This is a genomic window from Phormidium sp. CCY1219 (assembly GCF_055795085.1).
Window position 1 is genome coordinate 1 of the sequence record NZ_JAYFEQ010000738.1, and the last position, 12896, is coordinate 12896.

The 12896-nt window shown below is 49.9% G+C and carries 11 protein-coding genes; 2 read left to right on the top strand and 9 right to left on the bottom strand.

The window, feature by feature from the left end:
- Positions 1–185 precede the first annotated feature (185 nt).
- Positions 186–1454 (bottom strand): bifunctional sterol desaturase/short chain dehydrogenase, encoded by a 1269-nt coding sequence (locus AC0QH1_RS22405; protein WP_324633571.1) that lies wholly within the window; start codon positions 1452–1454, stop codon positions 186–188.
- 249 nt (positions 1455–1703) lie between these two features.
- On the opposite strand from AC0QH1_RS22405, the gene AC0QH1_RS22410 reads away from it, so the two are divergent.
- A complete protein-coding gene (locus AC0QH1_RS22410; protein WP_324633572.1) occupies positions 1704–1811 on the top strand; it encodes a DUF4351 domain-containing protein in 108 nt (35 codons plus the stop codon).
- A gap of 186 nt (positions 1812–1997) precedes the next feature.
- Here AC0QH1_RS22410 and AC0QH1_RS22415 read toward each other — a convergent pair whose 3' ends face one another.
- The 8 genes from AC0QH1_RS22415 to crn3 all read right to left on the bottom strand — a co-directional run bounded on the left by AC0QH1_RS22415 (position 1998) and on the right by crn3 (position 11153).
- On the bottom strand, positions 1998–3110 hold the full coding sequence (locus tag AC0QH1_RS22415; protein WP_324633573.1) for a putative CRISPR-associated protein: 1113 nt from the start codon (positions 3108–3110) through the stop codon (positions 1998–2000).
- 17 nt (positions 3111–3127) lie between these two features.
- The gene (cas6, locus tag AC0QH1_RS22420) at positions 3128–3889 is read right to left on the bottom strand and encodes a CRISPR system precrRNA processing endoribonuclease RAMP protein Cas6 (RefSeq protein WP_324633574.1); all 762 of its coding nucleotides are present in this window, start codon (positions 3887–3889) and stop codon (positions 3128–3130) included.
- Complete coding sequence (gene csm5, locus AC0QH1_RS22425) at positions 3883–5181, bottom strand: type III-A CRISPR-associated RAMP protein Csm5 (protein WP_324633575.1); 1299 nt, start codon at positions 5179–5181, stop codon at positions 3883–3885. The genes cas6 and csm5 overlap by 7 nt, the downstream gene beginning before the upstream one ends.
- 149 nt (positions 5182–5330) lie before the next feature.
- Entirely contained in the window at positions 5331–6440 is a 1110-nt protein-coding gene (gene csm4 / locus AC0QH1_RS22430; RefSeq protein ID WP_324633576.1) for a type III-A CRISPR-associated RAMP protein Csm4, read from the bottom strand.
- Positions 6437–7402, bottom strand: coding sequence for a type III-A CRISPR-associated RAMP protein Csm3 (gene csm3, locus AC0QH1_RS22435; RefSeq protein WP_324633577.1), 966 nt, complete (start codon positions 7400–7402; stop codon positions 6437–6439). Before csm3 ends, csm4 begins: the two co-directional genes overlap by 4 nt.
- 2 nt (positions 7403–7404) lie before the next feature.
- Positions 7405–7887: a type III-A CRISPR-associated protein Csm2 gene (gene csm2 / locus AC0QH1_RS22440; protein ID WP_324633578.1), complete on the bottom strand. Its 483-nt coding sequence runs from the start codon at positions 7885–7887 to the stop codon at positions 7405–7407.
- Positions 7880–10189 carry a type III-A CRISPR-associated protein Cas10/Csm1 gene (gene cas10, locus AC0QH1_RS22445; RefSeq protein ID WP_324633579.1) on the bottom strand — a complete coding sequence of 770 codons (2310 nt, stop codon included), beginning with the start codon at positions 10187–10189 and terminating at the stop codon, positions 7880–7882. Before cas10 ends, csm2 begins: the two co-directional genes overlap by 8 nt.
- A 52-nt stretch (positions 10190–10241) precedes the next feature.
- On the bottom strand, positions 10242–11153 hold the full coding sequence (gene crn3 / locus AC0QH1_RS22450; protein WP_324633580.1) for a CRISPR-associated ring nuclease Crn3/Csx3: 912 nt from the start codon (positions 11151–11153) through the stop codon (positions 10242–10244).
- 61 nt (positions 11154–11214) lie between these two features.
- On the opposite strand from crn3, the gene AC0QH1_RS22455 reads away from it, so the two are divergent.
- Positions 11215–12675, top strand: a complete 1461-nt coding sequence (locus tag AC0QH1_RS22455) for a TIGR03985 family CRISPR-associated protein (protein ID WP_324633581.1) — start codon at positions 11215–11217, stop codon at positions 12673–12675.
- The last annotated feature ends 221 nt before the right edge of the window (positions 12676–12896 follow it).

The window sequence follows — 12896 nt, forward strand, 5'->3', positions numbered from 1 at the left end:
CTTGCTTAATTGCCCTACCTGAACCAGGGAACTTTACCTCCATTTTACCACCATTATCCCCCAACAGTCAATATTTTAATCGGCTCCGAATTTCAACAACATCCAACAATTCCCGACAATTCCCGACAATTTCCGACAAATCAAATTGTCGGGTGAACAACACCCACCCGACAATAGCCGATAATTTATTTCGGAGTATTGACAACCGCTTGAGATTCCATCCCAGAGATATCGGAAACAGCTTTGCGACTAAACAGCTTAAAATACCAAGAGACAAAAAACTCTTTCAGCGGAAACGCCACAAATGTCAGGGGATTTATCGTGACAATGATATTGCGAGCATCGGATTTCGCTTGCTTGATAATTTGCCCAGCAACCCAATCTGCTGACAGCACACCAATGGGATTCAAATTGCTTTTGAACGGACCGAGAATCAGTTTTCGCACCACACAAGGCGCATCCAGACGGCGCAGAGTGACCAACTCCCCGATCGCCCGTTTGGTAAGTTCGTACAAGGGACTAAACGCAGGGCTAACTTCCGCTTCTGACGTATTGACCCATACTTCTTTGCGAGCAATATCTTGATTGGTACGAACGGTGGTAAAGAATAGATTTAACAGACGCAAAGAAGAGAAGGTATTGACCTCATAGGAGAGGGAAATAGCTTCCGGGGTGCGATCGCCATGCGGATTGATTCCATGATTGAGAATTAGAATATCCGCCTTTTCCAATACGTCTGCCAACTCCGATTCTGCACCAACTTTCCAGGTAATGGTTTTCACCTCTAATGCTTCACCCTGGTGGGTTAAAGTAATCGGTTGATTGCCAGAAGTGAGGGCGATAATTTTAGCCCCCGCCCCGTGAAGTTGTTGCAGCAGCGATCGCCCGAGGGTTCCCGATGCCCCAGTTACCGCCACCGTTTTGCCTTTCAAAGAGAATGCTGTGCCCATCAGTTTATCCACAAAAGTAAACGTACCGCAAAAATAAGCATTTTGATTGTCGAAATGATGCCGCCAGTGATAGGTACGGTTCACCATCCAGCGGGAGGGAGGCGCAGTGAAAGGACCCGGTTGATGAGTCAAATCGGTTAATTCATCTGCCCCAGTAATTCCAGCGCCCCGGGCGATCGCGCTACCTAAAAATCCCAGGGTATAAACGCAACCCACCAGTGTCACCCATTGCTGCTGGGGCATGCAAAAATGCGCCACTGCCCACAAACCAATCCCAAACGACAACATTACCAGCGCTTCTGGCACGTCATTGCGCCAGTGCGCGTCTCGATAGATTTTATCGCTAGCGGGAGTTAAATCGGGACGAAATACCCGATGATGCCAAACGTGCAACCGATACAGAGGCGGGAAAATATGAGCCAAAGTGTGGTACAAATCGCGCACCAGTTCTGCCCATAACACGGAACCCACTCCCCAAGCAACCGTCGCGATCCAAACAGTCATTTTTTGCTACTCCAACGGAATTCAAGACAAGCGTCTTTACAGCAGTTTACAGACAATTTTACACTGTAGTGCATTGGGGATAGGAAAAAGTCAGCGCGCCCATGCATTATAGAGCGATCCGGTGGAGTGGGGGCGGGGTGACGGAAACAGACAATCCCCCCACTGGGTTTTGACTGATGCGGATTTTTGCAGGAGTAATCGCCAAAAAAGTTCCGGTTGAGGCGAGAGAGATGAAAGTTAGATTTGGCGGTGCAACAGTTATCAAAGGTGCAGTTAGAAGCAGTAAGCGAGGGGTTGCTGGATTTTTCCAGTGAAGCTGACTTAGCTGCTTGGTTGCGCGATCGCACCACCGGTTAAAGGGTTTGAGCCGATATCTTGCATCCCTCTCATTAGAAATAAATACCCGTAGGATGCGTTACCCCCGCCGTCAATTCCGACTGGAATAACCCAATCGAATATCGGGGGTAACGCATCGCCCCAATGAATAGACACCTCCCTTGATTGCCCGATCGCAGTGGTTAAAACCTTTTCGCTGCTCGGATTTTAGGAAGTAAACTCTTTTTGCAGGTGTAAAGCAATCGTATTCGTTTCAGCCAAATTCCGCCCAGTAGTTTGAATGCACAACCCGTAACCCGGATCGGTCCAAGTTAAAACAAATTCGACGATTCCATTTGGATAAGTTCGCCGAATTGGTGTCTTCAACTTGGGATTAAATGACAGGGAATTGACAATTTTGGTAACATAGGGTGAACAGCGGATTTTTTTCGCGAAAGCCGCCAAGACATCCTTCCCATGATGGTCGTCACTCAACTTCATAGGTTTGCGCGTGGGGTCGGTATCGTCTTGAGGAATGAGTGCTAAAATCGAAGTTTCTTGTTTGGCAAATTGGAGGCGCGATCGCTCGTTAAACAGAACGCCCATCGCCGACAGGGAGAGGTGAACCGTACCGTCGATATCTTCCTCGTCGAGGAGGGACTGCACTAACTCGCTATCCAAGTTCTCTTCAACTTGCGACTTGTCAAGGATTTGCTCGGTTTCTAGCTGTTCGAATAACAGATAGTGATTCAGCCAAAACGCCAGATCCAAAGCCACGGGTTGCGGTGGTAACTCGATGACTTCGGAGAACTTTTCAAATAGATAATATACTGGAATTTCCAGCGCTTGGCCAATCATTCCTGCGAAGGAAATCTGGGCTTTGTAGCCGCCCGTGGCATTAATGGCGATCGCTTCTGGGGAGAAATTTCGCACCTCGGTGCTGATTTCGCGCACCAGGTTTTTTAATCCCTCTTGGGTAAATGCTTTCACATTATCATCGCGCAAGCCTTTTAGCTCTCGAACCTCAACCTGTTGAAATTGCAAAGGGTTTTTAGTGCGTTCGTAATAGAGCTTGAGCAGTTGTCCCATTGCTTTGCCATCGTCCGTATCAGAGACGAGAAAAATCAAACGCAGGCGGTCAGCGAGGAACCCTTTCTCACAGATACGCGATATGGAGTTGATTTCTGCCCCACACAAACGGTCGGTATTCTCTCGTTCTAGCAGCAACAACGAGAGTTGATTCCAATTTTTGGACTCCCAAACTTCCTTGATAGACTCTTCAGCTCGTTTGAGATTATTCAACAAGCTGGTACCTACAGTACAAATTAGAGTAGTTCTCATTAGGTTCTCCTTGCATTCTATTCGTTGACGAGAGTTTGTCCCATGCCCAAGCGGGTTTTGATGCCAGTACCGCAAAATTCGGCATAGCGCAAGAGCAAGTGAGCCACATTGGCCAATAATGGATCGGCGCGGCTGCGAACGTTCAGGTTAACCTCGCCGATAAAGCCACTGATAAAGTTGCGGTGAAGATGAAACAAACGGGTCTTAATTTTGTGTTTTGGAAGCACGACCGCTTGACTTAAATAGGCAATCAGTTCGTCACTTCCAAGGTAAACAGGAGCAAATTCGTTCCACCGGGTCAACCAACTTTGGAACATCAACGTGGGAACTGGTAGGGGTAAATAAATCTGTTGTTGTGAAAAAGCTGTGGGTGTGGTAAATTGTAGGTTAAACTTCCGGAGCGGTTCCGGTTCGTTGGCGACTAATGTGGTGTAAAGCTGTTCGTAACTGGAGATTTCGTCTTCGCGATCGCTCACGGTAAATTCCGACCCGAGAAATTCCAGGGTATCCGATAATTCCAGATCCGCGATCGCTTTAGCCGCCATTTCGTTCAATCCGCACAGGGATAAACGGTACGCTTCCTCCGGTTGAAAGGTACAAAATTCCTTAGAAGTGCTGCAATAACCCACCAACCCAGAAAAAGCAACTACAGGTGTCTGATTTCCAGCCATCTCCCATCCCATGCGCCGATGCAATTCTTTGACTAATTCCAAATGATAAGAACGACGTAAAACCGTGGGTTGCGCCACAGATAGAGTCCAGGTCGATCGGATTAGCATTCCTTGTTCAACTCCTTAAACTTCACCCATCCCGGAACGTATTTGATATCTCCTCTCGGACCGACCACTGTGCGTCTGGATTTCGGGGCTTCAAATCCCGGCGCAGAAATACCGCAAACGTCCCGGATATTTGCAACTAAGTCATCTGGAAGCAGCAAGTTAACCGTCGTCCCCCGCATTCCGCTCCCCCACCCCAACCTCAATTGGTAGGGACAGGTTTCCGGTTCGTAAATCTCCCGAATTTGACTGAAGTCTAAATTGCGATCCATTGCCTTCGGGTTGGTTTTGATGTCATCCCAGTAATCATGTTCAAAATCCCATTGCCCTTGTGCGAATTCTTGGCAGATGCTTAAAATATCGTCAACGCTTTGAAAGGGTAGCTTCATCCCTTGCTTGTGGGAGAACCAGGAGAGCATTTCCGTATCTAGGGAAAGGGTAAACTCCGTTCGCACTTTTCGCACCATTTCTGCATAAATCGAAGCGCGATACTTGGCTTTATAGCCAGGAAAGTGACTGGATACTATTACTTCAGCTACCACCGGAATGTTGTAAGGAATTTCCTTGCCTTGTTTGTTGGCTACTTTATGCTCCACCAACGGCTGAGAATCGCTTACGTGAATTGCTCGCATAAAATCCGTGTTCGGTCCGAGTTTTGCCCGGATGGCCTTTCCCTGGTAGGTTAAGTCAAAATCACAAAACAAACTTTTTTCAAACAACTGGTCATCCAAGCGTTTTTGGTTATACTTGGAAAGACCATTTCCCTGGAGTTTTTGCCGCAGGGTTTGCTCGATCGCGCTCACCCGATGGGCTTGGTGAACCTGATACTGTTGGGCATGTTTCAGCAGGTGGTAGGCGATCGCCGTTCGGATGGCTCCCTTAATTGAAGACCCGGGAATATAAAACTGTCCCATGCCATTTCTAATCATTGGTCGCAGGTCAGTTACCTGTTCCTCTGGCCATTTGCGATTGATAAAGCCATCTAAAAAAATTGGTTCGCCATTCGGAGTTTTAGCCCCTTTCCAGTTGTTACCAAACGCATTTTCTAACAATTCTACAATACTTTCGCGATTTTCGATCGCCGTAATGTAATCTTCCAAATAACCGCGCTGTTTGAGCGCTTTTGCCAGGAATTCTGGATTGGGCAGAAAAACGCGATTGGAAGTTTGCACGTACTCAAAGGGATTTAAGCGTTGTACTTCCGAGCCGATGTGCAATATCGGACTAATAAGACGAATCCGCTTCGCCTCGCAAACATTGGGTTTTTGAATATCGGGATGTTGATGAGTAACCATTGTTCAATTGTAACTCGGCGTCAAACTGGAGAAAAAACAACTATCCGCTATGTCTCGCCGGAAAACGCGCTTTTTTTACTGCAAAATTGCACTTAACGAGCGGGCTTTTCCTTTCCCTAAAATGGCAAAATTAACCCGCCCTTCACTGATTAACCGCGCGATATTTTCTCCCGCTTGACTTTAATCGGAAGACTCAAGGCGATGCCATTGCGATAGATTTTGTGGTTGGTAAAATTTCCCGGGGTCACATCGGCCAATTTACCCAACGGAGGACGGGGAAAAACCGAGCCTTCGAGAAACATTTGCACGGATTTTCGGCGCAAATTGCGACCCGAAGGAGAACCGGAAATCCACCCCCGGCGCTCTTGAATTTCATAGCTGCATTTCTCTGTTATTAACTGCTGCAAAACCGATTCATCGTCATCCCAAAACAAACCGATCGCACAGTGAAGACTCATCTCCGAGGAAGGATTGAGGATTTTTTGCCACTCATCAGGTAAGGAAGATTCCCACTCCACTTCAAATCGTCCCGCACCGCTCGCTCGCCGTCCTCCCATTCCTTCCTCGCCTAGGAGATTCAGGGCGGCGCGCAAGTTGGTTTCTAAGGGTTTATCTTCCTCGGGAAACTCAAGCAAAAAGTACAATCCGGATAAACTGCGGATTTCGTTATTCTGTTGCTCCCACTTAAATTGCACGAACCCGGTATGGTAAAGGTTGGTTGCTGCAGTCACGCGATCGACCGCAATTTTGGGATGCTTCGCTCTTTTCGAGGTATCGTTGTAGTTAAACGTTCCGGCGCGATTTAATGCGGTACTATCCGATGGTTCTTTTTTCGTGTGGGCAATCAATTCTCGGGCATCGCTGTCTGTAAATCCTTCCCCTTGATACCAGCGATGCCACACCTGAATCGGCAGATAAGTCAGTTTTTTGTAAGTTTTGAAAAACTCCAAATCGTTGTCAGGGTAGTTGATGGGAAATTTTAGGGGACGAGGCAGGTAGTAAATCTCGTTTTTTCCATCGCTTTGGGAGTAAATAAAGGTGGAACTCATCCGCACGGGCGGTTGAGGGGAATTGAGAAACCGCTGCAACAATTCTTCTACCGCATTTTTGCCAAACAGTCGCGCGTAGGCGCTCACCCAAGCGCTAAACAGGGCATCGGAACGAATGCGATCGCTGCTTTCCTCCAGTCCGATTCCCACTTCGCCAAAGTGAACCGGACTGTTACCAAATTTGAGTTTGACTAATTTCCAAACGCTCACGATTCGTCATCCTCTCCCGGTAACAAATTTTGGATTTCTTCATTTAAGCTGTTGAAATTTTCTAACAGTTCTGGAGTGGTTTCTACTTGCTTAATCGGTTGGAGGGAACCGCCACCCCCGCCCGCAATCAGGCGGTATTGGTGGATGCTGCGATAGAAAAAGTCAAAGTTGTGAAAACTGATTTTGCCGTAACCGCGAGACCCATGTCCCCCGAGGGCGTCATCTTCCAGGATTGCCAAGGCGATCGCGATGTTTCGCAAATCTTCTTCCGCTTGCTGCGGATTTTCTACCGTATAGACCAGTTCAAACTTGAACTCCGACCCTGCAGGAACCCGCTCAAACTGACGGGGATTCGCCGCTGAAGTAATGCGATCGATACTGTTTTCAAACTTCCACTCGGTCATGTGCAATCCCGTATCGATTTTTTTCAGCTTGTCGGCTGATTCCGGGAGCAAATGGCAATCCCGGACAATCAAACGAGCGGGAGCGTTTCGCCCTTTGATTTTGGTATATTCTTCCCCCTCGATCGTGCGCGTACCACTGTGCTCCAATCCCTGACTCGTGGCAATGGAAGTTTTAACCCAGCAGTTAGACCCACCGGTGGAACCAAAGACTCGACTAATCGGACAAGTCAACGCGCCTTCATAGTGAATAAGCTGCCCGTCAATTTCCGTATAGCCCTCTTCTAAATCGTCGCTCTCGTAACGATAAACCCCACTTCCTCCGAATCGGTTGAGCGGTTTGTTGAGCAATCGTTCCAGGATGGCTCGTAATTTTCCCTTAATCGAAGAACCGGGGAGATAAGGATGCTGTGTCAGGGGGTCGCGAATCACGGGTTTATCCAATCCGCCGATATCGAGGTTTTCTCCACCTCCACCGATATGCAGTCCGGTTTCGACTTTCAGAGTGCTGGTGAGACGAAATTTCCCCAATAATGCTTTTTGTTCGGTTGCGGCTGGCATTTTTATTTTCCTCCTTCTGCTTTGTGATAGGCAATAATCGATTCGATGAACTGCACTAAGCGCTCGAAGTCTTCTGCCTTGTCTACTTTGTCAATGGCTTTTGAGATGACTTTGCTCAATGGGATAGCCGCTTTTTCGCGAGCGGCTGCATAGGCTAATTTGGGCTTGAGCAGCACTACTTCTGTTTCAATTTTGGAAAAGTCGTTTTCTTGAGCGAGGATGGATTTAAGCCGATTGATGGCATCTAAAAATTTTCGCACTTGGTTCGTCTCTAAGCGCTGCTGCTTGAGATAGGGACCAAATTGTTCGGCGTGATGCACCAAGTCGCGAATCGGATAGGTTTGTAAGCTGCCTTGTAACCCATCAATTTTTGCAATAATCTCTTGGGTGATATTTGTTGCTTGACGTTGGTTTTCCTGAGATCTAGGTGTTGTTCGAGCAGTGCGTGGTCTCGAAGGATTGGGTCGATTGGGAGAGTTAGTCATGGGATTGAGAGCGGTTCAACAGTTCTAGCCAAGTGCCGATCGCCCGAAAGTAGGGCGCGTTATAAGGATTAGTGAGGGATTTTCGCACCGGCGCAAATTCCGGCTTTTCCCTAACATGCTGAGGTAATCGCGCTAAAGTGTACGCCATTCGCGGTAAATGCAAATAGTACCGAATATCGTGAAGTTGTCCCGGGTAAACTTGCACCCTCCGCTTCTCTTCAATGTCTTTAATCATTTGCTCTTGCATTTGAGCGGTTGCTAACAAGCTGCGAACGAAGCTGCGAGCGTAATCCAGTTCGATTTGCTGGTTTTCCAGTCGTTCGACTAAGGGGAAAATGCCAGAAATTGGCGGCTGGTCTTCTGCTTTTAAATCCTCCCGAGCCTTTAGCTCGAGATTCGCCAGTGAAGCCCGTCCGAGCCATTCGTCCCACTTGAACACTTGGGCGAACAACCCTAAGCTATCTCGACCGTTTTCTTTAGCCGCCTCTTCCGCTTTACCCGAGGCATTTGCCGCTTGGTAAAGGGGGAATTTGGCGCTGTCGATGCTGATGCCCCCGGAAAGGGTAATATCGGGATTGTAGCCGGTATAGGCGCGAAAAGCTTGGTAAACGTCAAAGGCAAATTCTACCACTTCATTCCACGCCCCGCTCACGAACAAGTCATCGCCGCCCGCATAAATAAACAAGAGGTTCGGTCGAGAGTTGCCAGAGAGTTGTTTGGCGTTTTCCGATAGATTCTCCTGTCGATTCTTTGCCAAACTGTTTAAGTAAACTTTAAAGAAATAACTCATTTGGCGCGACAGTGCGGCAAGTCGGGGTAACGTCTGCTTGTCTCCCAATCCTTTGGCAAATATCTGTCCGAGGCGGTCTACATCCATTCGCAAAGAAGCCACTCGTTTGATTCCTTTGGCAATTGCTGCCATTTCCCGGGCATTCATAAATCCCGGATTGTGGGAATCTTCACTGGGTTCTTGGCTGCGCTGACCGTAGTTTCCGAGGAGAAGGGGAACGGGATTGCCTGTTTTGTAACGTTCTAAACTCCAATCGTTGATTAAAAATACAGTAGATTGTTCGTTGGCGACAGCTTGGGCGGTTTCCCATTTTTCAAAGAGGTAATAGTAGCTTTGCCCAATGCTCAATCGGTCTTTCGCACCTTTAATCGTGGAACGTTTGTCCCGCACGATCGCCTGAGTTTTAAATAGCTTGGCTCCGAGGTCAGACATGGTGCGACAAGTCCAACATGCCAAACAAGAGTTAGGTTCGTGCGGATTTAATGGTTTGAGACTTGGCAGATCGTCTCGATGGCAAACCCCACAGGGTTCGTAGGCGGGTGTGGGTTTGAGCAGTTGGGAAATTTGCTGGTTAAATTTGCGCGATTTCTGTCCCGCCAGTTGTTTAGTTGCTTTTTCCCACACTTGGGCAAATGCATTGGTTCCCACTGCATCGGCGGGAAAGGATAAGCAGTCGAGAGCTAAAAATATTTTGCCCTGAAAGGCTTTTAGCAGCCATCGGTTACAGCGATCGCGCACTTTGCTTATCTGATTTTTCACCGAGTTTCCATCATCACCCGGTGCCAGCAAATACAAATTCCCCCCACCGGCATAAATCACATTGGTGCGCGGTAAATTCAATTCAGATAACAGTTGCTCTACCACCTCCTGCGTGACCAGTTCCAGGTAAAAACTGCGCGCCCGCAGGGATTTTAACGCACCCTCGGAAGAAATCGTATAAATAAACTTTTGAATTCCGGATAAATCTCCCGCAATTAATGTTAACTCACTGGCATCCGAGCGTTGCGCCAGCGCAGCAGCAACGGTAGCGGTGGTTTTCGCTAAGTCCAACAGCGCCACGTTATCGCTTTCGCCCCACCCCAGGTAAGCGCCAAATTTCTCCAGAATTAACATCAGCACCGACAGTTGGTTCCAGTGAGTTTCGCTCAGGGAATTTATCGCCGCTCGAATTGGGGGTTTGAGCTGCTCGATCGCTGGCGCTTGTGTGGCGATCGGATAGGGAATCGGCGGATAGTTGTTGCTATCTTCTAGGTAAATTGCCGGCCAGTAATGGGGTCGGTCTTGCCCTTGGGAAAGCTTCACTGCGTCAAACAACAGACGCAGGGGTTTTAACGCGATCGGACTATCGCTCGGTGCGATCGTCGGCCATCCTAACATCTTCTTCGCTCGCCCCACCGCCTCGGAATCGGGGCCGCGATCGCGTAAAGGGAGGGAAGCGCCTGCCCAATTGCCTAATATCCAGACCGCCTGTTGGGCAATGGATAAAGCATCTGTATCAGCTAAACAAGTCATTCTCGTTATCTGGGATTAAATACACAGTTGAGAGTCATCAGGCAAACTAATATTAAGGCGTGCTGGAGGTGAGCAATCCTTTAACCCGTTCCATCAACGCCGCCGGTATGGTGGTGGCACTCCCGCAGGTCCACGGGCCGCAGGTGATTTCCAAATAGGGGTGCTGTTGGTGAATGGTTTCGCATGAGTCTAATGTACTATGAATCACGGCAAGGGGAATCAAATTTCCCCGATCGCGGCAAAACTCGTGCCAGGGTTCCACCGCTTCGGGTTGGGAACTGATAATCAGATAGTGGGTACAAGCCTCTAATATGGGCTGCTTCTCTGGTTGTACCATACCACCCACATCTACAATTGTTAAATTTTTCTGTAATCTCAATTTTAGTATCGCTTGGCCGCGATCGGGGAAAAATTCTGGGGTCAGTCCGCCTTTGTTAGCGGCTTTAAATTGCTCTGGGTCTGTATCTGCGGGCAATTCAAAAACATAGTTCCCTTCCCCATCCCAGTTGGCCCGCTGTAGGTAGATGTTCGGGTCGATCGCCAGCAGGGTGCGAAACAAGGCGTGGGACAATACGCTTTTGCCGCTATCCGGGGGACCGACCACTAGGAGTGCCGGGTGCAGGGTACTCTCTGGCGGCTCTAATTGCAACACTTGCCCGATACTCACCTCTCGCGCGTGGGTCGCCACGACCACTGCGCCTTTGCGCGGGTCGTGACAGGCGACCCAGGCGGTGGGGTGCAGTTCGTGGACTAAGTGGCCATATAACCAAATCGGTCCGCGTCCGCTGATGACGACCCCTTGGGTGCTGTCGATGCCGGGGGGTAGCTCGATCGCCCTGAGTTCCTCGGGGTACAGGATGCGATCGCGTCGGGTCAGTTCCAGGCTGAGTTTTTGATAGTTCAACCCGCTGGGGGCTTGATGTTTGCTCAGGTGCAATTGGATACCTAACTCCCTGTGACTCATGGTGCTTTCCTAACGCTTTCGTGCTACTATAGCATCCATATAGAAAGGGGGTATTCTAACAATGGCTGTGGAGTTTACCTATCCGCCCACACCGGAGATTTTGCAGTGGTTGGCGGCGGGTCAGCTTGGCAATCGCATGGTGCGATCGCTGCGATTGTGGGTGCTGTTGAGCAAGCTTTATGGTCCGCCGTCTCCTTGGGGGCGCGACTGGGAGGAGGGGTTCGCTTACTCGCAATTGCGCGATCGCCTGTTTTCCTCCACTCACTCCACCAGGGAGCGACTGGCGCAAAACCAGTCAGTGCCGGCTTGCAATGACTGGGACTGTATCTGTCACCGAACTTTCCAAGAGTTGGTCACGGAGGCCGGCGAGTCTGACTGGGAGGGGGATTGGCGGGAAGAAACCATCCGTCTCACCGGCTTGACCCCTTCCCAACTGGAGGCGATCGGGCAAGGGTGCCCCTTCGCTACGGTTCACCGCACCCTGCGCGATGACCTGAAGCACCTGGCGGACTTGGGATGGTTGCAGCGGGTCTCCCGGGGATGCTATAAATGCCTTCCCCCAAAGGAGTGGCCCGCGCCGCCGCACCGATGGCCGCGCGGCGAACCCACCGCCTCCCCCATCACCTTGTCGGCGGCGCAATTTCACGAACTGCTGCCCCTGCTGGAGGATATTTCGTTTATTCAGCCGAATTTAGAGCTGTTGATTCAATCCTTCTGGGAAGCCTCCGGGTCAGAAATTCCTGACATTTCCGGGGCGGGGGCCTGCGAGCCCCGACGGATTTTTATCCATCTCGATTACATCTTACCGCCCGCACTGCAAGACCGGGTAGATACCTACCAGGAGCAGTTGGAACAACTGTGGCGGACTGCTTCTTCTGGGGTGGTGCGGTTTGAATATGAGGTGTCCGGGGAGGAGACGCGCTGGGTGAGCACCTATCCGGTTTGCCTGCATTACGTGCGGCGGGCGAAGTACCTGAGTGCCTGGGGGGAAACCCCGGATGGGGAGATGGGATGGCACAATTTCCGCTTGGACCGGATTGTCTCTCCCCGGTTGACTGTGTTGGTCTGGGGGGACCCCCAGGTGCCGAAGATGTTGCGGAAAATGCGTCGCAATGGGGAGTTGCCCGGATCCGACGAGGTGGCCGCAGAGTTGGAGGGGGCTTGGGGGTTTAATTTCTATCTGCCCCGCAAGTTGCTGCTGCTGCGCTTTCCCCGGGGCTTTGCCGATCGCTATGTGGATAATACAGTGCGTCATCTCACCTTCGAGCCGGTGGCCTACGATAATGTGAGAGAGCTAGTGAGGCGATATGCGAGCAAGACCGAGGAGCGCGATCGGCTGTTGCGGGTGCTGGCGTCGCGAAGTCCCGAGGATGCCTACTATCGCGCTTGGATTCGATTGGGGGATATCAATGTGTTGATGCGCTTGCGCGATTGGCGACCGAAGGGAGAGGTGATTTTGCCTCTGTCTCTGCGCCAGCAAATGGCAGATGAGGCGAGGTTGGAGTTGTCTTTTTATGAGTGAGATACTGAGGCCGGTTTCAACCCACGGGCGAAAGGCGAAAGTAGCCGAATAGCACCCCACGGGGGATAAATCCCCCGTCTTACAGCTCAAGTGGGTTGAAACCGACTCAAATATTTGTCCTGTAAGGCTTTCAGCAACACCCGACGGGGGATAAATCCCCCGTCTTACAGCTCAAGTGGGTTGAAACCGACTCAAATATTTGTCCTGTAAGGCTTTCAGTC

Excerpts from the sequence above, each read along its gene's own strand:
- AC0QH1_RS22455 (WP_324633581.1), top strand. The coding sequence starts at position 11,215 with ATGGCTGTGGAGTTTACCTATCCGCCCACACCGGAGATTTTGCAGTGG.
- cas10 (WP_324633579.1), bottom strand. The coding sequence starts at position 10,189 with ATGACTTGTTTAGCTGATACAGATGCTTTATCCATTGCCCAACAGGCG.
- csm3 (WP_324633577.1), bottom strand. The coding sequence starts at position 7,402 with ATGCCAGCCGCAACCGAACAAAAAGCATTATTGGGGAAATTTCGTCTC.
- csm2 (WP_324633578.1), bottom strand. The coding sequence starts at position 7,887 with ATGACTAACTCTCCCAATCGACCCAATCCTTCGAGACCACGCACTGCT.
- crn3 (WP_324633580.1), bottom strand. The coding sequence starts at position 11,153 with ATGAGTCACAGGGAGTTAGGTATCCAATTGCACCTGAGCAAACATCAA.
- AC0QH1_RS22415 (WP_324633573.1), bottom strand. The coding sequence starts at position 3,110 with ATGAGAACTACTCTAATTTGTACTGTAGGTACCAGCTTGTTGAATAAT.
- csm5 (WP_324633575.1), bottom strand. The coding sequence starts at position 5,181 with ATGGTTACTCATCAACATCCCGATATTCAAAAACCCAATGTTTGCGAG.
- cas6 (WP_324633574.1), bottom strand. The coding sequence starts at position 3,889 with ATGCTAATCCGATCGACCTGGACTCTATCTGTGGCGCAACCCACGGTT.
- AC0QH1_RS22405 (WP_324633571.1), bottom strand. The coding sequence starts at position 1,454 with ATGACTGTTTGGATCGCGACGGTTGCTTGGGGAGTGGGTTCCGTGTTA.